This window comes from Streptomyces sp. NPDC050549 (genome assembly GCF_040655035.1).
In the GTDB taxonomy this organism is placed as follows: Bacteria; Actinomycetota; Actinomycetes; order Streptomycetales; family Streptomycetaceae; genus Streptomyces.
Genome location: NZ_JBFAJD010000011.1, coordinates 232,602 through 254,517 on the forward strand (window position 1 = coordinate 232,602; position 21,916 = coordinate 254,517).

Consider the following 21,916-nt stretch of genomic DNA (forward strand, 5'->3'; position numbering starts at 1 on the left):
GACCCTCAGCCCTCCTCGGCGGGAACCTCTCCCGGCCACGCGTTGTAGCGCTCCAGGTAGCCGGCGAACCGCTGCAGATCCTCCTCCGGCCAGTCCGCCAGCCGCTCACGGAAGGCGGCCTGGCGGTTCTGGGTGACCTGGGCGAGGATCCGGCGGCCGGCGTCGGTCAGATGCAGCACCTGGACACGTTGGTCCTCGGGATCGGGGCGCCGTTCGATGAGTCCGGCGCGCTCCAGGGCGGCGACCTGGCGGCTGACCGTGGACTTGTCGAGGGCGTAGTGCGCGGCCAGGTCGGTGGCCCGGCGGCCGTCGCGCTCCTCCAGGTGACTGAGCAGCGTGTACGACACCAGCGACAGCTCCGGGTGCAGCCGGCCCGCCGAGGCCCGGGCGCGCCGCGCGAAGGTCGTCATCTCGCGCTGGATGGTCTCCACGGCCCGGTCCGCTCGCACTGGATCTCCTTCGCTGTCCTGGTTGCACAGTACAACTCAGTGTGGAGCCCGGCTCCTCGTCGGTCCCGCGCTTCGGGTACTGTTGCCCTCCGTCGCGGACGTCCGCGGCTCTGAACTCCTGGGAGGTGAGACCCATTTCCGCTGTGTCATGCCGGGTGCTCTCACCTCAGGAAAGCTCGGATCACCGATAGCAGGTGACCGCGAGAGCGCCCTTCGGCCACCTTCCGAAAGGCTCTCGGCTTCCATGCCTCCTCTTTCCCCCGTTTCCCCCGTTTCCCCCGCCTCCGTCGTCGCCGCGCTCCGCGCCGCGGGGTGCGTCTTCGCCGAGGACGAGGCGCGGCTGATCCTCTCCGCCGCCCGCACCCCGGACGAGGTCGCCGCCATGGTGGACCGCCGCGTCGAGGGCCTGCCCCTCGAACTCGTCGTCGGCCACGCCGAGTTCAGGGGTCTGCGCATCGCCCTGGAACCCGGTGTGTTCGTGCCCCGCCGCCGTACCGAGTTCCTCGTCGAACAGGCCCTCGCGCACGCCCCCGACGCGTCGTCCGTCGTCGTGGACCTGTGCTGCGGTTCAGGTGCGGTCGGTGCGGCCCTCGCCGCCGCCCTCGGCCAGGTCGAACTGCACGCCGCCGACATCGACCCCGCCGCCACGCGCTGCGCCCGCCGCAATGTCGCCGCCTACGGCGGGCATGTGCACACGGGCGACCTGTTCGCCGCGCTGCCCGGCGAATTGCGGGGGCGCGTCGACATCCTGGCGGCCAACGTGCCGTACGTCCCCACCGACGAGGTCGGTCTGCTGCCCGCGGAGGCCCGCGAGCACGAGCCGCTGGTCGCTCTCGACGGTGGCGCGGACGGCCTCGACGTACTCCGCGAGGTGGCCGCCGCCGCACCCGACTGGCTGGCCCCCGGCGGCTGTCTGCTCGTCGAGACCAGTGAGCGTCAACTCCCGTCAGCGGTGGAGGCGTTCAAGAGCGCTGGTCTTGACACGCAGGTGGCCTACTCCGAGGAGCTGTACGCGAACGTCGTGATCGGCGTCGGGGCGGCCGGCGCGGTCAGGTCGTAGCGCCACTGCCGGACGGGCTGGGCGATGGTGAACCGCTCGGGCCGCCGCGTCCCCACGGACCGTGGCCGCCGGGGAACCTGCCCTGCCCGTCCTGGTCCTTGCGGTCGAAGGCGCCCGTGAAGGCCCGGTCGGCGGTCCTGGTGCCGCTGTCGGAGCGGGTGCCGATCAGCGAGGCGGTGTCGCCCTTCTTGAGCGCGGCGGAGTTCTGGGCCGTGGCGTCGGAGCTCATGGTCCAGGTCCACGAGGTCCCGTCGTCGCTCTTGACGGTGACCTGGTCGCCGTCGACCTTCGTGACCGTTCCGCGCTGCCAGATCCGTACGACCCACTTTCCGGTGGAGTCGTCCTTGACCGTCGCCTCGCCGTGCACGGCCTTGCCGCCGACCCCGAAGCCGAACCACATGCCGCCCCCGTGCCGGAAGCCGGGCCCGCCGGGCGACGGCGAACCGGACGGGGCGGAGGACCCGGCCGCGAAGGGTATCGCAGCGCTGCCCGAACCTCCGGCGGTCGCCGCGTAGGCGACGCTTCCGCCCAGCGCGAGCACACCCACGGTGACCGCGGCGATCACCGCCCGGGCCCGCTTCGAACGCTGCCGCCACAGCCGGTCGAGACCGTGGTCCCGCTCGGCGCCGCCGGGCCCGGTGAGCACCTCCCACTCGGGTGCGTGGTCCGGCATCGGCGGAATCGCCCCGGAACTGTGGTCGTCGTGCTCAGGGTCGTGCGTCACGGCTCGCTCCCTCGGCCCGGGCGTCCGGCATCCCGCGGCACGCCTCCCTGTGATTCTCGACTCCCCCCGATAAGGAACAGGTAACGGCTCCCTGTGAATCGCCCCGTGAATCCGGGGACCGGTCCGCCCGGGCCTTTGTGCAACTAGTTGCATAAACCTTGTCCCGTCCTCTACAAAAGAGGCACGACACCGCGCACGGAGGGCCCGATGAGCCGTTACCCGCACCTGCTGAACCCCCTCGACCTGGGCTTCACCACACTGCCCAACCGTGTCCTCATGGGCTCCATGCACATAGGCCTGGAAGAGGCCGAGCGCGGTTTCGAGCGCATGGCGGAGTTCTACGCGGCCCGCGCGCGGGGCGGCGTCGGCCTGATCGTCACCGGTGGCATCGCGCCCAACGAGGCCGGCCGGCCCTACGAGGGCGGCGCCAAGCTGACCACCGACGCCGAGGCCGCGCAGCACGCCGGGATCACCGCCGCCGTGCACCGCGAGGGCGGCCGGATCGCGATGCAGATCCTGCACTTCGGCCGGTACGCCTACCACCAGGACCTTGTCGCGCCGAGCCCCCTCCAGGCGCCGATCAGCCCCTTCCCGCCCCGCGCGCTCACCGACGCCGAGGTCGAGCAGACCATCGAGGACTACGTCCGCACGGCCCGCCTCGCCCGGCAGGCCGGCTACGACGGCGTCGAGATCATGGGCTCCGAGGGCTACCTCATCAACGAGTTCGTCGCCGCGCAGACCAACCACCGCGACGACCGCTGGGGCGGCTCCTACGAGAACCGCATGCGCTTCCCCGTCGAGATCGTGCGCCGGGTGCGCGAAGAGGTCGGCGAGGACTTCATCATCGTCTACCGGCTGTCCATGCTGGACCTCGTCCCCGGCGGCTCGACACTCGACGAAGTCACCAGTCTGGCCAGGGCGGTCGAGGCGGCCGGGGCGACCATCATCAACACCGGCATCGGCTGGCACGAGGCACGCATCCCGACCATCGCGACCTCCGTGCCGCGCGGCGCGTACACCTGGGTGACCAAGAAGCTGATGGGCGCGGTGTCCATCCCCCTCGTGACCACCAACCGCATCAACACCCCTGAACTGGCAGAGCAGTTGCTCGCCGACGGGTACGCCGACATGGTGTCGATGGCCCGCCCGATGCTCGCCGACCCGGACTTCGTCGCCAAGGCCGCCGCCGGCCGCTCCGACGCCATCAACACCTGCATCGGCTGCAACCAGGCCTGCCTCGACCACACCTTCAGCGGGAAGATCACCTCCTGCCTGGTCAACCCGCGCGCCTGCCACGAGACCGAACTCGTCCTCGCGCCGGCCCGGTTGCGCAAACGCGTCGCGGTCGTCGGTGCGGGCCCGGCGGGACTCGCCTGCGCGGTCTCAGCCGCCGAACGCGGCCACCGGGTGACGTTGTTCGACGCCGCGAGCGAGATCGGCGGCCAGCTCAACGTCGCCCGACAGGTCCCGGGCAAGCAGGAGTTCGACGAGACGCTGCGCTACTTCCGCACCCGGCTCGACGAGCACGAGGTGGACGTACGCCTCAACACCCCTGTGAACGCTGGTGACTTGGAGGACTACGACGAGGTGGTCGTCGCCACCGGCGTCACCCCGCGCACCCCCGACATCCCCGGCGTCGACCACCCCAGCGTCGTCGGCTACCTCGACGTCCTGCGCGACCGCATCCCTGTCGGCGAGCGCGTCGCGATCCTCGGCGCGGGCGGCATCGGCTTCGACGTCGCCGAGTTCCTCACGGACGGCGGCGACAAGGCGAGCGAGGACCCGGAGACGTACTTCCGCGCCTGGGGCGTAGACATGGACTACGCGGCCCCCGGCGGTCTCGCCGCACCCGAGCGGCCCACGCCGCCGCGCACCGTCCACCTCCTCCAGCGCAAGGAGACCAAGGTCGGCGCCGGACTCGGCAGGACCACCGGCTGGATCCACCGTGCCGAGCTCAAGCACCGGGGCGTCACCATGGTCCCCGGCGTGCGGTACGACCTGATCGACGACGCCGGACTGCATGTCACCGTGGGCGAGGAGAGCACGGTCCTCCCCGTCGACACGATCGTGCTGTGCACCGGACAGGACCCGCGCCGCGACCTGTACGACCAACTGGCCGCCGCCGGACGCAGCGTGCACCTCGTCGGCGGTGCCGACGTGGCCGCCGAACTGGACGCCAAGCGGGCCATCAAGCAGGGCACCGAGGTCGCCGCCGCTCTCTGAGAGCCGTCCCTAGGATGACCCCATGTCACTCCCGCACGCGATCCTCACCGCCCTTCTGGAGAAGCCGTCCTCGGGCCTTGAGCTGACCCGGCGCTTCGACAAGTCGATCGGCTACTTCTGGTCGGCGACGCACCAGCAGATCTATCGCGAGCTGGGAAGACTGGAGGCCGAGGGCCAGATCAGGGCGCTCACGTCCGAGCAGCCGGCCCGCGGCCAGAAGAAGAGCTACGAGGTCCTGCCCGCGGGCCGCGCCGAACTGGCCCGCTGGACCGCCTCCGCCCAGGACCCCAAGCCGCTGCGCGACACGATGCTGCTGCGGCTGCGCGCGGCGGCGGTGGTCGGCACCGACGGCATCGAGGCCGACCTGCGCCGCCATCTCGACCTGCACCGAAGGCAGTTGGCGGAGTACGAGGAGATCGAGAAGCACGACTTCCCGCCCGGCAGGGACAGTCCGCAGGATCGGCTCCGGCATCTCGTGCTGCGGGCCGGCATCGACCTGGAGACCTTCTGGACGCAGTGGCTCACGCATGCGATCGAGGAGTTCGCCGAGTTGCCGTAGGGCATGGGAGAGGGGCCGCCCGACCAGGCGGCCCCTCAACCGGTGGGGACCGTCAGAGTCGGTAGGGCTTCGCGCGTCTGCGCAGGAACCAGGCCGCCGCGATGACACCGGTTCCCACCAGGCCCGCGCCGACTCCCAGGGTGAGCGGGCCGTAGTCCTTCGCGGCCCCGCCGAGCCCGCCCATGACACCGCGCGAGGGCGAGGCCGTGGCGGTGGCCCTGGGGGTCGCGGCGGCGGAGACGATCACGGTCTGGGTGCCCGCGGGCGTAGTGGCGTTCTGGCACATGACGATGACGGTGTAGGTGCCCGGAGTGACGTTCGTCCAGGCGGTGGACTGGCTGACGGTGGTGCCCGCCAGCGTCGCCTTCCGCCCCTCGGCGAAGCTCGCCTGGCTGCTGGTGAGCAGTGAGCCGGTACCCCAGACACCGGTGGTGCGGTTCTGGGAGCACGCGCTGGTCGTGACCGAGACGGTGGTCCCGGTCGTGCTCACGGAGATCCCCGAAGCCGCGCCGGCCGGGCCGGCGGTCAGGGCGAGGGGGAGAACGGCGGCGGCTGTCACGGTCAGGCCGGAGCGGAGTAGTAGCTGAGAAGTGCGCATGGAACTGCCCTCCAACGGCACGGTTGGCGGAACATCCCTTGCGCCGCCGGGATCGGGAAACGGCCGTGCTGCCTCCAAGGAAGCCAACGCGCCCCGGGCCCGTCCCGCACGCGGACGGCGACCGGGCAGGTGACGGATTCCTTCGTCCGGCTCAGGGGTGATGCGCGGTCAGGGGACGGACAGGCCCGCGCCCTGGGTGCGGGCTCACCATGTGGGCGCCGCCCGCAGCAGTCGCTCCCGGACGAGCGTGACGTGCGGGTTGTCCGGAGAGCCGGGGCGGCGGGTGAGATACGAGGTGTTGATCGGCGGGTCCTCGGGCGTCAGCAGCGGCACCAGCACCCCGGACGCCAGCTCGTCCAGGCAGAGATACCGGGGGAGCACGGTGATCCCGGCGCCCGCCACTACCGCTGCCAGCACCCCGCGCAGATCGGGCACCGTGATCGCGGCCTGCCCGCCGAGCCGGGTACCGAACACATGCCGCCAGTAGCGCCGGGCGATCGGCAGATCCTCCGCGTACGACACGAGGGGCGCCCCGCGCAGTGCGGCGGGCCCCTCGGCCGCGACCCGCCCGGCACCGATGCGCTCCGCCCACGCGGGCGCGGCGACCAGCACGAACTCCTCGTCCGCCAGCGGCTCCCAGGTCAGCGTCCGCCCGCGCGGCCGGGCGGTGGCGATCACCAGGTCGAAACGGCCGCCCCGCAACCCGTCGAGGAGGTCGTCCGTCAGCCCCGGGCTGACCCGCAGCCGTACGCCCTCGCCGGTCAGCGGTGCCAGGGCGGGCAGTACCCGGGTGCACAGCAGCTCGGCAGGTCCCGCCAGCTGTACGGGTTCCGGAGGCCGGTCCGCGCCGAGGGCGCCGCGGTCCGCCACGACGGCGAGCTCGTCCAGGGGTGCCGCGACCTGCGCGGCCAACTGGTCCGCCACGGAGGTCGGCACGACCCCCCGCGACCGCCGCTCGAACAGCTCCCGGCCCAACTGCTCCTCCAGCGAGCGGATTTGAGTCGTCACCGTCGGCTGCGACAGCCCGAGCAGCCGCCCCGCCGCCGTGAACGAACCGGCCCGGTGCACGGAGAGGAACGTGCGCAGGAGGGAGAGGTCGAGCGATGCGGCGGCGGCCGGGGCGGGGTTCGCCGAGCCATTGGAATTCCCATGGGCCATGAGCCGCATCCTACGGTTCGCCTATGGCAGGGTGTCGCCCGTCGTCACCGTCCGCTCCGCCGAGAACCCTCCCCACGTACCGTCCGGCAGCCGTGCCCTGAGCCGCACCCGATGGCTGTCCCCGGCCTCCCGGCCCACATAGAAGCTGTACGTCGCCCGGTCGCGCGGCGCGGTCTCGCCCCAGACCAGGGAGGTGGCCGGCTGCCCGTCGAGATGGATCTGATACTCCGTGACCACCCCGTCCGTGCGCGGTGGCACCCAGGACAGGTCGATGTAGTACGCCCCGTCGTCGCCCCGGTGCGTCCTGGCGCTGAAGTCCGTGGGGGCGGTGCCCCGCCCGTCGTCGCTGCCAGGCGCAGTGGTGAGCGGGACGGCCGTGCTCACGGGCGAGAGGTTGTCGGCGGCGTCCCGGGCCCGCACGGTGAAGGAGTAGTGCGTCCCGGGCCGCAGCCCTGTGACTACGGTCGCCGTCCGGGCGCCGCCGACGCTGTGGATCTTCGTCCCGCCCTGGTAGATGTCGTACGACACCACACCCCGGTCGTCCGTGGAGCCGCTCCAGGACAGCTGGACCGCCCGGCTGCCGATGGTCCGGCCCCGCGGTGTGCTCGGGCGGGTGGGGGCCGAGTGGTCGGCCGCGACGGCGACCGGTGTCCGCGCCCGCACCTCCCGGCTGCCCGGTCCCAGGCGGCCGTCGGTGTCCCGGGCCCGCACGGTGAAGGCGTACACGGTCGCGGGCTTGAGCCCGGTGACGTCCACCATGTGCTCGGAACCCGGTACTTCCCTCACTTTCGTGGTGCCCCGGTATATCTCGTAGGTGCCGACGCCCGGGCTCGCCCTCACCGCGTTCCACATGACGTGCACGCTGGTCGCACTCCCCGCCGCGGCCGTGACACCGACCGGGGCACCGGGCGCGTGGCCGTCTCCGTCACCACCCGTGGCGCAGGAGGCGAGCAGCAGGAGCGCGGCACAGGTGAGGGCGGCACGGGGGAGAACGAGGGTGGCCCGGACGCGTCGCACGATTCTGCCTCCCCGGCATTGCACGGGCATCACACGAGCCGAAAGGTCCGGACCAATATGACGCGGGTGGGGCAATCGCATCAAGAGGGGCGCCGTTGAAGATCGGTCGCGAACGTTACGTATGCTGAGTCCCTCACGGCTGAACTCACCCCTGTGAATGGGGAGTTCATGCCGGTGGCGCGGACCGCTGTCGTCGCTGATCCCGCGCCGGCGCGGGCGGTCGGGCGGCCGGAGCCGACATGGCTCGGGCCCCCGGCCCCCGTCGGAAGTGACCTGGACCCGCCGGGATTCGCGGGCGTGCACCGTCCGGCCCCCTACCAGTGGCCGCGTGATCGGACCGGTACCAGGGTGGGCTGAGTGTCCGTCAGATTCCCCAGGAGAGGGTCCTCATCGTGCGTGTCCAGACGCTGACGCTGGTCGCGGCCGGCGCCGCCCTGCTCGCCCCGACCACGCTGCCCGCCTCACCCGCCGCGTTCGTGCGGCCCCAAGCGGGGCCGGCGGCGCTGCGCGAGGGCGATGTCGCGGCGGCCGACCTGCTGGCCAAGGTGCGTGACTGCGCCCCCGTCTCGCGCGGCCGGTACCGCACCGACGACGGGGAACCCGCGTCGATCCCGGTCTGCGGCACCAAGGAGGCCGTCTACTGGAAGGCCGACATGGACATCGACTGCGACGGACGGGCCGGCGCCCGCTGCAACGCGCGCACCGACCCGCTCTTCTCGGCGATGACGGCGTACCAGCAGTCCGACGGCCGCTATCTGGACGCCGAGCGGCTCCCGTACATCGTGGTGCCCGCCGCCAGCGCCCTCTGGAACCGCCGGGACCACCGGATCGGCGGCGGCTCGGTCGCCGCCGTCGTCTACCGGGACCGGGTGCAGTACGCCGTCGTAGGGGACGTCGGCCCGCACGACATCATCGGCGAGGCCTCGTACGCCACGGCCAGGGGCCTCGGCATCCGCGCCGATCCGCGCGGCGGCGGGACGGACGCGGGGGTCACCTACATCGTGTTCAAGGACTCACGGGTGAAGCCCATCGAGGACCACGCGGCCGCTGTGGAGACGGGGCAGCGGCTGGCGCGGCTGTTCGTAGGGGGAACCGTGGGAACCGGGGGCGGAGCGGTCGCGCGGGCGGGGTCTTAGGGCGCGCCGACCGCGCCCTGGCCGACCGCGTCGGCCTGTCCGCAGGCGACCTGTGGCCCATGATCCAGGAGGCGATGCTCAACGCGGCACTGCGCGCGGCGGTCGAACGGTTCGCGTGGAGCCCGCCCGGGACCGCGACAGGACCGCGACGGACACGGCGACCGGGGAGGCCGAGGTGTCTCAGACGCTGCGCGCGGCGCTGGCGGTCGTGGCGGACGGGGTCTCGTAGGGAGGAATCCCGCCGGAAGCACCCGGCCGACGGCGGCCGCCGGGTGCCTCACGTCTTCCGATACCTGCTGCCTCACACCTTCCGATAGGTGTACGCCTCTGCGGCCGCCGCCTCCACCGCGTCCAGGTCCGCTCCCGTAGACGCCGTGACGACCGCGGCCACCGCGCCCTCGACGAACGGGGCGTCCACCAGGCGGGTACCGGCCGGGAGTTCGTCGCCCTCGGCGAGCAGGGCCTTCACGGTGAGTACGGCGCTGCCCAGGTCGGTGAGGACGGCGACCCCGGCGCCGCGGTCGACGGACGCGGCAGCGGCGGCGATCAGTTCGGAACTGGTACCGAGCCCACCGCCCTCGGTGCCGCCGGCCGGAGCGAGCGGCACGGCCGCGCCGCCGCCCGCGAGGCCACGCGCCAACTCGGCCACGGAGGCGGCGACTTGGGCGCTGTGCGACACCAGCACGATCCCCACGAGCTTCTCGTCACTCACCGTCGGCCTCCACGGCTTCCTGGAGCGCGGCGATCAGCAGCGCGGACGAGGTGGCGCCCGGGTCCTGGTGCCCGATGCTCCGCTCCCCGAGATAGCTCGCCCTGCCCTTGCGGGCCTGAAGGGGAATGGTGGCGACGGCGCCCGCCTCGGCGGCGGCCCGCGCCGCGGCGAAGCCCTCCGGCAGCGCGTCGACCGCCGGGACCAGCGCGTCGATCATGGTCTTGTCACCGGGTGCGGCACCGCCGAGGGCCATGACCGCGTCGACTCCGGTGCGCAGCGCGACGGCGAACTCCTCCTCGCTCACCTCGGCGGCGTCCCCGAGCGCCTTGCCGGTACGGCGCAGCAGCGTGCCGTAGAGCGGCCCCGAGGCACCGCCGACGGTGGATATGAGCTGTCGCCCGGTGAGGGTGAGGACGGCGCCGGGGGTGTCGGGCGCCTCCTTCTCCAGGGTGGCCGTCACGGCGGTGAACCCGCGCTGCAGGTTCGCGCCGTGGTCGGCGTCGCCGATGGGGGAGTCGAGTTCGGTGAGCCGGTCCGCCTCGCGGGCGACGGAGGCGGCGGTCGCCGTCATCCAACGGCGGAAGAAGTCGGCGTCGAGCACTGGATCTCCTTGCGTGGTGGGTGAGTTGGCCGATCGCGCCGACGTGTCACACGCCCCAGCGCAGTCCCGGTGTCTTCACCGGCGCGTCCCACAGCCGCAGCAGCTCCTCGTCGATCTGGCAGAGGGTGACCGAGGCGCCCGCCATGTCGAGGGACGTGACGTAGTTGCCGACGAGTGTGCGGGCGACGGCGACCCCGCGCTCGGCGAGCACCCGGTGCACCTCGGCGTTGAAGCCGTACAGCTCCAGGAGCGGGGTCGCGCCCATGCCGTTGACCAGGACCAGCACCGGATTGCTGGGCGGCATGTCCTCCAGGATCGCGTGCACGGCGAAGTCCGCGATCTCGCCGGAGGTCATCATCGCCCGTCGCTCCCGGCCCGGCTCGCCGTGGATGCCGACGCCCAACTCCAGCTCGCCCGGCGGCAGATCGAAGGTGGGGCTGCCCTTTGCGGGAGTGGTGCAGGCGCTGAGCGCGACGCCGAAGCTGCGCGAGTTCTCGTTGACCTGCCGGGCGATCGCCGCCACCCGGTCCAGCGGCTGTCCCTCGGCCGCCGCGGCACCGGCGATCTTCTCGACGAACAGCGTGGCGCCGGTGCCGCGCCGTCCCGCTGTGTAGAGGCTGTCGGTGACGGCCACGTCGTCATTGACCAGCACCTTGGCGGTGTGGATGCCCTCGTCCTCGGCGAGCTCGGCCGCCATGTCGAAGTTGAGGACGTCCCCGGTGTAGTTCTTCACGATGAACAGCACCCCGGCCCCGCTGTCCACGGCCGCCGCGGCGCGCACCATCTGGTCGGGCACGGGGGAGGTGAACACCTCGCCGGGACAGGCCGCGGACAACATCCCCGGACCGACGAACCCACCGTGCAACGGCTCGTGCCCCGAGCCGCCACCGGAAACAAGCGCGACCTGCCCCGCCACGGGAGCGTCCCGCCGTACGATCACCCGGTTCTCGACGTCCACGGTCAACTCGGGATGGGCGGCCGCCATACCCCGCAGCGCGTCCGTGACCACGGTTTCCGCGACGTTGATCAACATCTTCATGGGTACCTCCTGGCGAGACTGGCAGATGTGTTTCTGACCTGTGCCTTTGCTGGGCGGAGTGGGGCGCGTCGGGTTTTGGTCCTGGCGGTCCATGGCGGTTGGGAGCGGTGTCCGGCGGGGCTGTGACGGCGGATGTGGGTGCCTCTGTGGAAAGTATCGACCTTGGAGCAGGGAAGGTCACGGGCTGGGGTCGGGTACCGCTGCTGTCGGAGAAGTCGAGGCGGCCTGCCGCGTCAGGGGCCGGCTGCACGGTTGGGGGCCGAGCGGTCCCGCCTGATCCACGCGGTCCGTGAGTACAGCGAACGCAAAGGTCGGCCGAAGGGCCTCGGCCGGCGCGACCTCGGTAACCTCGCCGCCGACGACCAGGGCCGGATGGGTCAGAAGAAATGCAGGAGTTCGGTGAGGGAGGAGGTGATGGAGGGCACGTCCGAGACGGCCGAGTCCCGGCACAGCGCGCGTCCTGCGTAGCCGAGTCGGATCGCTGCGGCGACCAGGTCCGGATCGTCGTCGACGAACAGACACTGACCGGGAGCGAGGCCCAGCGCGGCGCTGGCGTGGTGGTCCATGCGCGGGTCCGGCTTGTTGCAGCCGAGGACGGCGGAGATCGCGTACGCCTCGAAGAACCGGCCGATCCCGAGTCCGGCGTGGAAGTCGGGCAAACCGGGCCAGGCATCGGACACCACGGCCATCCGCGCCCCCCGCCGACTCAGCTCCTCCAGGGTTTCCACGACGTCCGGGTACATCTCCCGGAACACGGTCGGAGGGACTTCGCGGCGCAGGTCGGCGAGAAGTTGCGAGGTCGCGTCCAGGCCGAGGTCGTGGAAGATCACCCGGTGGTAATCGTCGTAGTCAGGCGTCGATGACGAGGTGGCGAAGAAGTCGTCGCCCGCGCTGATGGCCGCCGCGAACTGTTGCGGTGTGATCGACGGGGCGTGGGCGAGGACGGTCTGCTCGAAGTCCGCTCGAGGGTTCCAACGACCGCCGATCGGCTGCATCAGCACGCCGCCCGAGTCGAAGAGAACAGCCTGGAGTTCGTCGGAAGAGGCCGGCGGTGTTTTCACCCGCCCAGTCTGGTGAACGGACGCCCACTGGCCGACCCTCCTCCGAGCCGGACACAAGCACCAAGCCCGCCCCTGTCGGACCGACTGCGGCGCTCCTGGCGAGGACGTACCGGTCGCCGTGCGCGTCGTCCACCGCGTCGTTGGCCTGGTCCACGGCGCTGAGCAGGGCGCCTCTCCGCAGTGTGGCAAGCGGTACGACATCGACAAGGCCGGTCGGCCCGTGCGGGGGCGGACACTTCCCGCCTGGACCTCTGTCGGTTCTCCATGTCGTCACGCGCCGTCGCGCGTCGGGCTCCCGGGCCTGTCGCTCGTGTGTCGTCGCGTGTCGGACTCGCGCGCAGGAGCGCTGACCCGGTGCTGCGGACGGTGATGCGGAACTTCCACATCTCGTACCCGCGCGCGGTCGTCCCGTACGCGCTGCGGACCCCCGCGGTCGAACTCCCCGTCATGAGCACGCTCCCGGTCAGGATGCGCCATTCGACGGGCCTCCGCCGACGCGAGAGCGAGCGCGCCGCCCGCGAGGCGAAACTCTTTCTTCCGGTCGCCTGGTTCCACGAGCAGACGCTCGCTCAGCGTGCCATGAGTCGATTGGCCGGCGGCGGCCCGGCGAGCGGGACCGCGCCTCCCGCGTGACAGCGGTCGGACCGCGATGCTGCCGCACTCCCGGTAGCTGCCCGGCGTGCTGCGCCATGGCGGCGGGACGAGTGGTGCTCTCTCCTCGCTCGCCGCCGTCGCGGTGACCGTCTGCTCTGTGCCATCGCGAGGGGACGGTCGCACCACGGTCGGTGGCTTGTACTCGATCTTCACCTCGGGCGCCGCGCGGGGTTCCGCGCAGGCCGTTGGTAGCGTCGCCGGGGTGTGCCTGCCGACGGGCACATAACGCCCGACCGGAGAGAGACCTGATGTCCCCGACGATTCGCAGGGCCGTGATACCCGCCGCCGGGCTCGGCTCCCGGCTGTTGCCGCTGACGAAGGCGACGCCGAAGGAGATGCTGCCGGTCGGTGACAAGCCGGTCATCGAGCACACCGTCCGCGAGCTGGTGGACTCCGGCATCACGGACATCACCATCGTCGTCTCGGGCGGCAAGTCCTTGATCCAGGAGCACTTCCGCCCCAACCCCGCCCTCGTCGACCAACTCCGCCACGACGGCAAGACGGCCTACGCGGACGCGGTGGAGGAGGTCGCGGAACTGGCCCGGCGGGGCCACATCACATACCTCGACCAGTACGGCCCCTATGGCAACGGCACCCCCGTGCTGAACGCCGCCCGTGCCTTCGGCGACGAACCCGTGCTCGTGCTGTGGCCCGACGACGTCTTCGTGGCCGAGATCCCCCGTGCCCAGCAACTGGTCCGCGCCTACGAGCAGACCGGCTGCCCGGTGCTGGCCCTCATGCCGATGGACCCCGTCGACTCCCAGCGCTACGGAGTGCCCATCGTCAAGGAGGACCTCGGGGACGGACAACTGCGCATCACCGGCCTGGTCGAGAAGCCCGAGCCCGCTGCCGCGCCGTCGTCGTACGCGGCCATCGGCGGCTACGTCGTCACCCCCGGAATTATCGACGAACTGCGTGAGCAGACCCGCCGCTGGTACGAGACGAGGAGCGGTGAGGTCTATCTGACCGACGCCATCAACGCCTACGCCGCCACCCGCGCGGTGTACGGGCAGGTCATCCAGGGCCGCTGGTACGACACCGGCAATCCGGCCGACTACATGGTCGCCCAGATGGCGTTCGCGCTCGCCCACCCCGAGTACGGCCCCGTCCTGCGGGGCCTGGTCGCCGAACTCGACATCGACCGCGCTGCCGCCGCCCAGGCGAAGACGAGCACCTGACCTGCGTGACGATCGCGCCGTCCCGGAACGCGCCGAGCGCGAACGGCGGGAGAGGGGCGCCGTAGCATGAGCAGGCGCTTGCGCGAACCGGGTCGGAACTGAAGGCGGCACGCATGGGTATCGGGGACGGCACGGATTCCCTCGACGAGGCGGCGGACGTCTTCATGGCGGCGCGTCCCCAGCTCTTCGGGATCGCCTACCGCGTGCTCGGCAGCGCCACGGAGGCCGAGGACGTACTCCAGGAGGCCTGGCTGCGGTGGCAGCAGACCGACCGTGACGTCGTTCGCGAGCCGAAGGCGTTCCTCGCCACCGTCACCGCGCGGCTGGCGCTCAACGTCGCCCAGTCCGCGCGGGTGCGCCGCGAGTCGTACGTCGGCCCCTGGCTGCCGGAACCGGTCGACACGCGCGCGGATCCGCAGTTGGGCGCCGAGCGGGCCGAGGCGCTCGACACGGCGGTGCTCTTCCTGCTGGAGCGGCTCAACCCCGTGGAACGGGCCGCCTATGTGCTGAGGGAAGCTTTCGACTATCCCTACCAGCAGATCGCGGACATGCTGGAGACCAGCGAGACCAACACGCGTCAACTGGTGAGCCGCGCGCGCAGGCACCTCGCGTCGGAGCGCCGCAAGCCCGTCGACGCCACCGAGCACCGACGGCTGATGGAGGTGTTCCTCGCCGCCGCGCAGACCGGCGATCTGGCCGTGCTGGAAAACATCCTCGCCGAGGACGTGGTCAGCTACACCGACGGGAACGGGCTGCGCGGGGCGTCCAAGTTCCCGGTCGTCGGTCTGGTGCACGTCTCCAGGTATCTCGCCGCCTTCGCGCCCCGCTTCTGGCCGGAGAAGGAGATCCACTGGGTCGAGGCCAACGGCGGACCGGCCGCCCTTGTCACGGCTGATGGGACTGCGGTGGTGCTGCTGACCCTCGACATCTCGGAACGCGGCGTCGAGCGGGCCATGTGGGTCATGAATCCGGAGAAGCTGGCACCCTACGTCACCACTCTGGAGGGCGGCACCACGTCCTGAGCTGTCACGGATCGCGGGGCTGTCCGGTCGTACCGGATGAAGACCCCAGCGATCGGAGTGGACCGTGGCTGTCACCGAACAACGTCTCGCGACCATGGTGTTGGTGATCGGCACCGGAGGTGCCGGTCTGCGGGCGGCGATCGAACTGGCCGAGGCCGGCGTCGACGTCCTCGCCGTCGGCAAACGCCCCAAGAACGACGCCCATACGGCACTGGCGGCCGGCGGCATCAACGCGGCGCTGGCCACCATGGACCCCGAGGACAGCTGGCAGCAGCACGCCGCCGACACCCTCAAGGAGAGCTACCTCCTCGCCGATCCCCGCACCGTGGAGATCGTCACCCGGGGCGCCGCCCGGGGCATCGAGGACCTGGAGCGCTACGGCATGGACTTCGCCAGAGAGGAGGACGGCCGGATCTCGCAGCGCTTCTTCGGCGCGCACAAGTTCCGCAGGACCGCCTTCGCCGGCGACTACACCGGCCTGGAGATTCAGCGCACCCTCATCCGGCGCGCGCAGCAACTGGACATCCAGGTGCTGGAAGGGGTGTACATCACCCGGCTGCTGGTCCACGAAGGCGCCGTGTTCGGCGCGTACGGCTTCGACCTCACGAGCGGACGGCGCTACGTCATCCACGCCGACGCGGTCGTCCTGGCCGCAGGCGGCCACACCCGCATCTGGCGGCGCACCTCCTCGCGGCGCGACGAGAACACCGGGGACTCCTTCCGCCTGGCCGTGGAGGCCGGGGCCAGGCTGCGCGACGCCGAGCTGGTGCAGTTCCACCCCTCCGGCATCATCGAACCGGAGAACGCCGCCGGCACCCTGGTCAGCGAGGCCGCCCGCGGCGAGGGCGGCATCCTGCGCAACGTGCTCGGGGAACGCTTCATGAACCGCTACGACCCCGAGCGCATGGAACTCTCCACCCGCGACCGCGTGGCCCTCGCCGCCTACACGGAGATCAAGGAAGGGCGCGGCACGCCCAACGGCGGAGTCTGGCTCGACGTCTCCCACCTGCCCCGGCAGACGATCATGACGCGGCTGCCCCGCGTCTACCAGACCCTGCTTGACCTGCAGATGCTGGACATCACCCGGGATCCGATCGAGATCGCGCCCACAGCGCACTACTCGATGGGCGGGGTGTGGGTGCGCCCCGAGGACCACAGCACGGACGTACGCGGCCTGTACGCCATCGGCGAGGCGTCGAGCGGACTGCACGGCGCCAACCGCCTCGGCGGCAACAGCCTCATCGAACTGCTGGTGTTCGGGCGCCTCACCGGCCGGGCCGCCGCGGCGTACTCGCAGTCCCTGACGGCGCAGCCGCGGTCGGCGTCGGCTGTCGCGGAGGCCCGTGCCGAGATCGACGGACTTCTCGCTGCCGACGGGCCCGAGAACGTGCGGGCCCTGCAACGCGCCATCCGCGACACCATGACCGAGCACGCGGGTGTCGTACGCGACGAGGACGGCCTGTGTGCCGGACTGGCGGAACTCGCGGTGATCGAGAAGCGCATGGAGGCCGTCGGCATCCACCCGGACATCGCGGGTTATCAGGATCTGGCGCACGCCTTCGATCTCAGGTCGGCCGCGGTCGCGGCCCGGGCCACCCTCGAATCGGCGCTGGAGCGCCGCGAGACGCGTGGCTGCCACAACCGCAGCGACTATCCCGAGCCGGATTCCGCTCTGCGGGTGAATCTCGTGTGGTCCCCGACGACGGGCGTCACGCGCGAATCCATTCCGGCCGTCCCCGACGAGATTTCCGCCCTGATGGAGGAAGTCTCGACCACGGGGAAACTCGTGGAATAGGTCGTGTCACAGATACATCCCGTGCCCGGTCTCTACTGGTGCAGGCATCAGACAAACCCGAAAGGAATTCCGTCATGAAGGTCGTAGTGATCGGTGGAACCGGGCTGATCGGTTCGAAGGTGGTCGCCGGACTCGCGGCGCACGGGCACGACGTGGTCGCGGCGGCGCCCAGCACGGGCGTCAACACGCTGACGGGCAAGGGACTGGCCGAGGTACTGAAGGGCGCGTCAGTGGTGGTCGACGTGTCGAACTCGCCCTCGTTCGAGGACCAGGCGGTCATGGACTTCTTCCGCGCCTCGACGACGAATCTGCTGAAGGCGGAGACCGAGGCGGGCGTCGCGCATCACGTGGCGCTGTCCGTGGTCGGCACCGAACGCCTCCAGGGGAGCGGGTACTTCCGCGCCAAGCAGGTCCAGGAAGACCTGATCAAGGCGTCCGGGAACCCCTACTCCATCGTCCACGCCACCCAGTTCTTCGAGTTCGCGAAGGGACTCGCCGACGGGGTCACCGAGGGCGACACCGTGCACCTGCCCGACGCCAGGATCCGGCCCATCGTCTCCGACGACGTCGCCGAGGCCGTCGTCCGCACCGCGGTCGGGGACCCGGTGGGCGGCGTGGTGGAGGTCGCCGGCCCCGAGGCGTTCCAGCTGGAGGAGTTCATCCGCATGGGGCTCACGGCCCAGGACGACCCGCGCAAGATCGTCACAGACCCGCAGGCGATGTACTGGGGTGCCGAGTTGGAGGAGAACACGCTCCTGCCGGGACCTGACGCGCACATCGCCGGTACGCGGTTCGCCGACTGGCTCACGCGGCAGAAGTAGAGCCCGTTCCGGGTGGCCCTTTCCTCCGAAAGGGCCACCCGGATTTTTTTGCGGCATGCGCCGCGGCACCGCTCACCTCAGGCGGACTTCTTTGGCCGGCGCGTTCTCGTCCTTGTACTCCTGCGCCGTCGGTTTGGTGATCTGCGTGCCCTCGCCGTAGAGCCTCCGGCAGAGCAGGGCACGCAGGATCCGGGCGAGGCGGAACACGGTGTGCGAATTCGCCGCGGCGCTCGCGGTGCCGGGATCGATCGGACGGTACTGGTCGTGCTGGGTGAGGAGGTGGAGTCGTTCCTGGGCGAGCGGCTCGCGCACCTCGACGAACTCGCCGTGGGGCAGGCGTTTGACGATGCCGGTTTCGCGTCCGTGCAGTACTTTTTCGCGGTCGCCGCGCTGAAGTCCGAGAGCCCATCGCTTCGTCACGGAATAGGCCGCGGCAGGCACGAATTGGAGACCGATGCGGACAGCCCAGGTCACCGATTCGACCGCGACATGCAGACGAGCGGCGATGACGTCGTTCCCCGCGCCGATCAGGGCCACCGCGTAGAAACTGAGCCACGCGACGCCAAGTGCCGTTCGTACGGGCCGGTTACGCGGTCGGTCCAGCAGATTCTGGTCGCGCCTGTCCCGGGTCACCCAGGACTCGATGAACGGATACACGCCCAGGGCCAGGAAGAAACCGACACCCGTGGTCAGTGGAATCAGATTGTCGAGCGCCAGGGTGCAGGGCGGTTTCAAAGTCCCGGTGATCGCGTGAGTGTGCAGGTCGCGACGGTATGACGATGTGTGGTCGGCCCGGTCCGTACGCAACGAAGCTCTGGTTGATGCCGGTGACCGATCAAGTCGCCTGCACCGCCCGGAGCTTCGATGTGTCGTCAGTCTGCCACCGTCTGTCTGATCAAGTCGCCGACCCGTCAGCACCGGTTGATCGGACCGCTGACTTTGCGGCTGCGGACCCTGGCCGACCCCCGGATCGGCGAGGGAAGCGTCACTCGTTCGTGAGCGTGCTGCTGGTGGCCTGCTCGGCGGTGCTGACCGGAGCCCGTTCCTTCGCCGCGATCGGCCAGTGGGCAGCGAGCGCCCCGCAGGACGCCCTCGCCCGGCTCGGCGCTCGGGCCACAACGGTCTTCCAGGTGCGCATCGCGCCGAGTGCGGCGACCGTCCGCCGGGTCCTGAACGCCGCCTGCCCCGGCGCTCTCGCCGACCTGCTCGGAACCGATCCGGCCGGGGCGGACACCCTCGCGGTGGACGGCAAAAGCGCCCGCGGCTCGCGCCACGGCGAGATCCCGGCCGCCCATCTGCTGGCCGCCATCACCGGCGCCGGCCTGACCGTCACCCAGCTGCGGGTCCCCGGCAAGACGAATGGAATCACCTGCTTCGACGCCTTGTTGGCGCCCTACGACCTGACCGGCGTCACGGTCACCGCGGATGCCCTGCACTGCCAGCGCGATCACGCCCGGTTCCTCGTCAAGGAGAAAAAGGCGCACTACGCCTTCACCGTGAAGCGCAATCAGAAGAACCTGCACCGCCAACTCACCGTCCTGCCCTGGCAGAAGGCGAGCGCGAAGTTCTACGACCGCACCGACGCCCACGGCCGCCTGGAGACCCGCGTCGTTCGGGCCCTGACCATCACCAGCCTCGGCGTCGGCTTCCCCCACGCGGTCCAGGTCGCGAAGATCGTCCGGCATCGCACTCAGCGCAAGACCGGCAAGCGCAGCCGCGAGACGGTCTACGTCATCACGGACCTGACCAGCCGCGAAGCCTCCCCCGAGCGCATCGCGAAGATCGTCCGCTCGCAGTGGATCATCGAGAACCGGCTCCACTTCGTCCGCGACACCGCCTTCGCCGAGGACGCCTCCAAGGTCCGTACCGGACACGGCCCGGACAACATGGCCACCCTCCGCAGTTTCGCCATCAACACCCTGCGAGCCGCCGGCCACACGAACATCGCGGCCGGACTCCGCGAGATGTCCTACGACAGCTTCCGCCGACCGCTGGACCTCCTCGGACTTGCCTGACCAGCACTCACGCAAGATCAAAAGACTTTGCAACAGCCCTGCTGTCCGCCCCGCCCGCGGTGAAGTCGGCGTACGCCACTTCGACGAACATCGAGCGCAGGTCGTCGAGGAAGCTACGCGATCCCAGTGTGTTGGGCAGAAGGAAAGTGATCTCGGACAGGCGATCCATGCGCCCGACCGTAGCCGAATTCGCGTGATTTCCAGGGGTGATCGGCCAGCCTTGCCTGGCGGAGACGAACGCAGCTGAAACTCAGCGAGGTCCACGACAAGTAGCGTCACACATGTTGCACACGATACTGTCGTTCCCACCGGCGCTGAGCTGCACAAAGTGGCCTCCACTCGCCTCGCGCCACCCGGTCACCCCCAGAGAAGACGGCACATGGCCTTCGCCTCGTCGATCTGCCGAAGTGGAGGACCACTGTCGGATATGGGGAAGAAGAGCTCGGGATCTACGTGCAGACAAGCTGCCCTTTCACGCCAGTCGAAGAAGAAATGCGGTGCTGCCATGTGGGACCGGGCAGCCGCCGAATGTGTGACATGCGATCACGGCGGGCCGTGTCACAAGATCCGGGAGTTCCCGGTCTCAAGGGGTGAGCCCATGCCCCTGCCGCGTGCGGGGCCGTGCGAGCGAGAGGGCGGGTGCGAGACGTGGACCAGGGTGATGCGGTGCCGATCGCCGAACTGTGGGAGGAGCGTCGGTACCTGCTCGGCGTCGCCCACTGGATGCTCGGCGACCGGGGTGCGGCGGAAGTCGTCGTCGACGAGGCCTATCAGCGGTGGTACGGGCTGTCCGGCGCGGCACGCAGGCAGGTCGCCGTTCCCCGGTCCTGGCTGGCGAAGGCCGTCGGCGGGATCTGCCTGGGCCGGCTCGCACTGCCCGGCCGGGGTGCGGCCGGCCACGAGGCGGGGCACGGACGGCCGTCGGAGGCGGAGGAGGAAGCGGGCCGGGTCGTCCTGACCGTGCTGGAGTCGCTGCCGACGCCCGAGCGCGCGGCGTTCGTGTTCCGCGCCTTCGGGGTGGCCCCCGGCACGGCCGCCGACATCGTGGGCCGCCCGGAGCCGGAACTCGCCGAACTGGCCGGACGGGCCAGGCAGTGGCTGCAGTCGCAGCGCACCCGTTCCACCACACCGCACCAGCACGACACCGTCGTCCACGCGGTGCACCGGGCGTGCCTCACGGAAGACGGCGAACTGCTCACGTCGTTGCTGTGCCCGGACGTCACGGCGTTCTTCGACGGCGGCGGCAGGATACGGGCGCTGACCGGACCGCTCCACGGCTGTGGGCCGGTCGCCGACAACTTGCTGACGCTCCTGGCCTGCCGCCCGCACGCCACCCTGAGCACGCATTCCGTCAACGGCCGGACCGGCCTGGTCGCCCGTTACGGCCGTCAGGTCACCGCCGTCATCAGCCTCGACGTCGCGGACGACCGGGTCGCCCAGTTCTGGGTCATGCTCAACCCCGACAAACTGCGGCTCTGGAACCAGCCGCCCACCGACGGCGCCACCGGCCCGGACGCGAGCCCGTGACAGCGCGGAGGGCGCCACACATCGTCCGCCACGGTGTCGGGGAACCTCGCGAGACGCTGACGCGAACCGAGGAAGGCGGCGACCTTGCCCGGCGCGAAGACCCACAGCAGCTGATGAATGCCGTCCCGCGAGGCGGCTGCGGTCAGGAAAGCGAGGGGCCGGCCGTCGCGCCAGAACTGCCGATGGACCGAGAGCCCGGCCACCCGGGCGCAGCCCCGTATGCCGTTGCCGTCGGAGAGGCTGACGACATCGGGCGTGAGCAGGGTCTCCAGTGAGGCCACGTCTCCCGTCCGGGCCGCCGCGACGAAGGCGCTCAACAGAGCCGCCGGTGCTCGGCGGCGTCCACGCTCTCCCGCGGCTCGTCCAGCAGACGACGGCGGCCACGGCTGACGGTCTTCCGCACACTGGCGACGCCGAGTTCGAGCATCCGGGCGATCTCGGCGTAGCCGTAGTCGAACTCCTCGCGCAGCACCTAGATGATTGATTCCAAGGTCAGTGGTCGTAGCCGGTCAGTGAGCGGATGACTGGTTGGCCGGTGTGGTGGTTGTGCCAGATCGCCGTGGTCAG

Annotated in this window: 22 protein-coding genes and 2 pseudogenes; 11 read left to right on the top strand and 13 right to left on the bottom strand. The window is 70.8% G+C overall.

The annotated features are described in order from the left end of the window. Positions 1–5: 5 nt before the first annotated feature. On the bottom strand, positions 6–410 hold the full coding sequence (locus AB0I51_RS19025) for a MarR family winged helix-turn-helix transcriptional regulator (protein ID WP_362976533.1): 405 nt from the start codon (positions 408–410) through the stop codon (positions 6–8). A 283-nt stretch (positions 411–693) separates the two neighbouring features. Between AB0I51_RS19025 and AB0I51_RS19030 the strand changes: the two genes are divergently transcribed. Next, complete coding sequence (locus tag AB0I51_RS19030; protein WP_362976477.1) at positions 694–1,509, top strand: putative protein N(5)-glutamine methyltransferase; 816 nt, start codon at positions 694–696, stop codon at positions 1,507–1,509. On the opposite strand, the gene AB0I51_RS19035 is transcribed toward AB0I51_RS19030, so the two are convergent. Beyond that, complete coding sequence (locus AB0I51_RS19035) at positions 1,499–2,233, bottom strand: hypothetical protein (RefSeq protein WP_362976479.1); 735 nt, start codon at positions 2,231–2,233, stop codon at positions 1,499–1,501. The two genes, AB0I51_RS19030 and AB0I51_RS19035, sit on opposite strands and share 11 nt — an antisense overlap. Before the next feature lie 207 nt (positions 2,234–2,440). Here AB0I51_RS19035 and AB0I51_RS19040 point away from each other — a divergent pair, with 207 nt between their 5' ends. Beyond that, complete coding sequence (locus AB0I51_RS19040; protein ID WP_362976481.1) at positions 2,441–4,456, top strand: NADPH-dependent 2,4-dienoyl-CoA reductase; 2,016 nt, start codon at positions 2,441–2,443, stop codon at positions 4,454–4,456. 22 nt (positions 4,457–4,478) lie between these two features. Further along, on the top strand, positions 4,479–5,015 hold the full coding sequence (locus AB0I51_RS19045; protein WP_362976483.1) for a PadR family transcriptional regulator: 537 nt from the start codon (positions 4,479–4,481) through the stop codon (positions 5,013–5,015). Positions 5,016–5,067: 52 nt separating this feature from the next. On the opposite strand, the gene AB0I51_RS19050 is transcribed toward AB0I51_RS19045, so the two are convergent. From AB0I51_RS19050 to AB0I51_RS19060, 3 genes are all read right to left on the bottom strand, one after another. Beyond that, the gene (locus AB0I51_RS19050) at positions 5,068–5,613 is read right to left on the bottom strand and encodes a hypothetical protein (RefSeq protein ID WP_362976485.1); all 546 of its coding nucleotides are present in this window, start codon (positions 5,611–5,613) and stop codon (positions 5,068–5,070) included. A 204-nt stretch (positions 5,614–5,817) separates the two neighbouring features. Then, positions 5,818–6,771 carry a LysR family transcriptional regulator gene (locus tag AB0I51_RS19055; protein WP_362976487.1) on the bottom strand — a complete coding sequence of 318 codons (954 nt, stop codon included), beginning with the start codon at positions 6,769–6,771 and terminating at the stop codon, positions 5,818–5,820. A gap of 21 nt (positions 6,772–6,792) precedes the next feature. Then, the gene (locus AB0I51_RS19060; RefSeq protein WP_362976489.1) at positions 6,793–7,788 is read right to left on the bottom strand and encodes a fibronectin type III domain-containing protein; all 996 of its coding nucleotides are present in this window, start codon (positions 7,786–7,788) and stop codon (positions 6,793–6,795) included. 392 nt (positions 7,789–8,180) lie between these two features. On the opposite strand from AB0I51_RS19060, the gene AB0I51_RS19065 reads away from it, so the two are divergent. Next, positions 8,181–8,924: a glycoside hydrolase family 75 protein gene (locus tag AB0I51_RS19065; protein ID WP_362976491.1), complete on the top strand. Its 744-nt coding sequence runs from the start codon at positions 8,181–8,183 to the stop codon at positions 8,922–8,924. 301 nt (positions 8,925–9,225) lie between these two features. Here the strand turns inward: AB0I51_RS19065 and AB0I51_RS19070 are convergent, their stop codons facing one another. From AB0I51_RS19070 to AB0I51_RS19085, 4 genes are all read right to left on the bottom strand, one after another. After that, positions 9,226–9,636 carry a PTS fructose transporter subunit IIA gene (locus tag AB0I51_RS19070; RefSeq protein WP_019068997.1) on the bottom strand — a complete coding sequence of 137 codons (411 nt, stop codon included), beginning with the start codon at positions 9,634–9,636 and terminating at the stop codon, positions 9,226–9,228. Beyond that, positions 9,629–10,237, bottom strand: a complete 609-nt coding sequence (gene dhaL, locus AB0I51_RS19075) for a dihydroxyacetone kinase subunit DhaL (protein WP_362976493.1) — start codon at positions 10,235–10,237, stop codon at positions 9,629–9,631. Before dhaL ends, AB0I51_RS19070 begins: the two co-directional genes overlap by 8 nt. Positions 10,238–10,283: 46 nt before the next feature. After that, complete coding sequence (gene dhaK / locus AB0I51_RS19080; protein ID WP_362976495.1) at positions 10,284–11,276, bottom strand: dihydroxyacetone kinase subunit DhaK; 993 nt, start codon at positions 11,274–11,276, stop codon at positions 10,284–10,286. A gap of 377 nt (positions 11,277–11,653) precedes the next feature. Further along, a complete protein-coding gene (locus AB0I51_RS19085; protein ID WP_362976497.1) occupies positions 11,654–12,337 on the bottom strand; it encodes an HAD-IA family hydrolase in 684 nt (227 codons plus the stop codon). Between the two features lie 354 nt (positions 12,338–12,691). On the opposite strand from AB0I51_RS19085, the gene AB0I51_RS19090 reads away from it, so the two are divergent. The 5 genes from AB0I51_RS19090 (at position 12,692) to AB0I51_RS19110 (ending at position 17,807) form a co-directional block, all read left to right on the top strand. Beyond that, a complete protein-coding gene (locus AB0I51_RS19090) occupies positions 12,692–12,970 on the top strand; it encodes a hypothetical protein (protein ID WP_362976499.1) in 279 nt (92 codons plus the stop codon). A 269-nt stretch (positions 12,971–13,239) separates the two neighbouring features. Continuing rightward, a complete protein-coding gene (locus AB0I51_RS19095; protein WP_362976501.1) occupies positions 13,240–14,169 on the top strand; it encodes a sugar phosphate nucleotidyltransferase in 930 nt (309 codons plus the stop codon). 113 nt (positions 14,170–14,282) lie between these two features. Further along, positions 14,283–15,191 (top strand): RNA polymerase sigma-70 factor, encoded by a 909-nt coding sequence (locus AB0I51_RS19100; RefSeq protein WP_362976503.1) that lies wholly within the window; start codon positions 14,283–14,285, stop codon positions 15,189–15,191. 94 nt (positions 15,192–15,285) lie between these two features. Continuing rightward, positions 15,286–16,986 (top strand): FAD-dependent oxidoreductase, encoded by a 1,701-nt coding sequence (locus AB0I51_RS19105; protein ID WP_362976535.1) that lies wholly within the window; start codon positions 15,286–15,288, stop codon positions 16,984–16,986. A 74-nt stretch (positions 16,987–17,060) separates the two neighbouring features. Beyond that, entirely contained in the window at positions 17,061–17,807 is a 747-nt protein-coding gene (locus AB0I51_RS19110; RefSeq protein WP_362976505.1) for an SDR family oxidoreductase, read from the top strand. A 72-nt stretch (positions 17,808–17,879) separates the two neighbouring features. Here AB0I51_RS19110 and AB0I51_RS19115 read toward each other — a convergent pair. Next, positions 17,880–18,527 (bottom strand): annotated as a pseudogene (locus AB0I51_RS19115) (ubiquinol-cytochrome c reductase cytochrome b subunit); the annotation flags it as partial. A gap of 275 nt (positions 18,528–18,802) precedes the next feature. Here AB0I51_RS19115 and AB0I51_RS19120 point away from each other — a divergent pair. Next, positions 18,803–19,822, top strand: a complete 1,020-nt coding sequence (locus AB0I51_RS19120; RefSeq protein WP_362976507.1) for an ISAs1 family transposase — start codon at positions 18,803–18,805, stop codon at positions 19,820–19,822. A gap of 7 nt (positions 19,823–19,829) precedes the next feature. On the opposite strand, the gene AB0I51_RS19125 is transcribed toward AB0I51_RS19120, so the two are convergent. Together AB0I51_RS19125 and AB0I51_RS19130 are read right to left on the bottom strand one after the other, a co-directional pair. Next, the gene (locus AB0I51_RS19125; RefSeq protein WP_362976509.1) at positions 19,830–19,991 is read right to left on the bottom strand and encodes a hypothetical protein; all 162 of its coding nucleotides are present in this window, start codon (positions 19,989–19,991) and stop codon (positions 19,830–19,832) included. A gap of 203 nt (positions 19,992–20,194) precedes the next feature. Then, positions 20,195–20,329 (bottom strand): annotated as a pseudogene (locus AB0I51_RS19130) (WhiB family transcriptional regulator); the annotation flags it as partial. Between the two features lie 141 nt (positions 20,330–20,470). On the opposite strand from AB0I51_RS19130, the gene AB0I51_RS19135 reads away from it, so the two are divergent. Beyond that, entirely contained in the window at positions 20,471–21,349 is an 879-nt protein-coding gene (locus tag AB0I51_RS19135) for an RNA polymerase subunit sigma (protein WP_362976511.1), read from the top strand. A gap of 313 nt (positions 21,350–21,662) precedes the next feature. Here the strand turns inward: AB0I51_RS19135 and AB0I51_RS19140 are convergent, their stop codons facing one another. Further along, positions 21,663–21,821 carry a sigma factor-like helix-turn-helix DNA-binding protein gene (locus AB0I51_RS19140; protein WP_362976513.1) on the bottom strand — a complete coding sequence of 53 codons (159 nt, stop codon included), beginning with the start codon at positions 21,819–21,821 and terminating at the stop codon, positions 21,663–21,665. Positions 21,822–21,916: the final 95 nt, after the last annotated feature.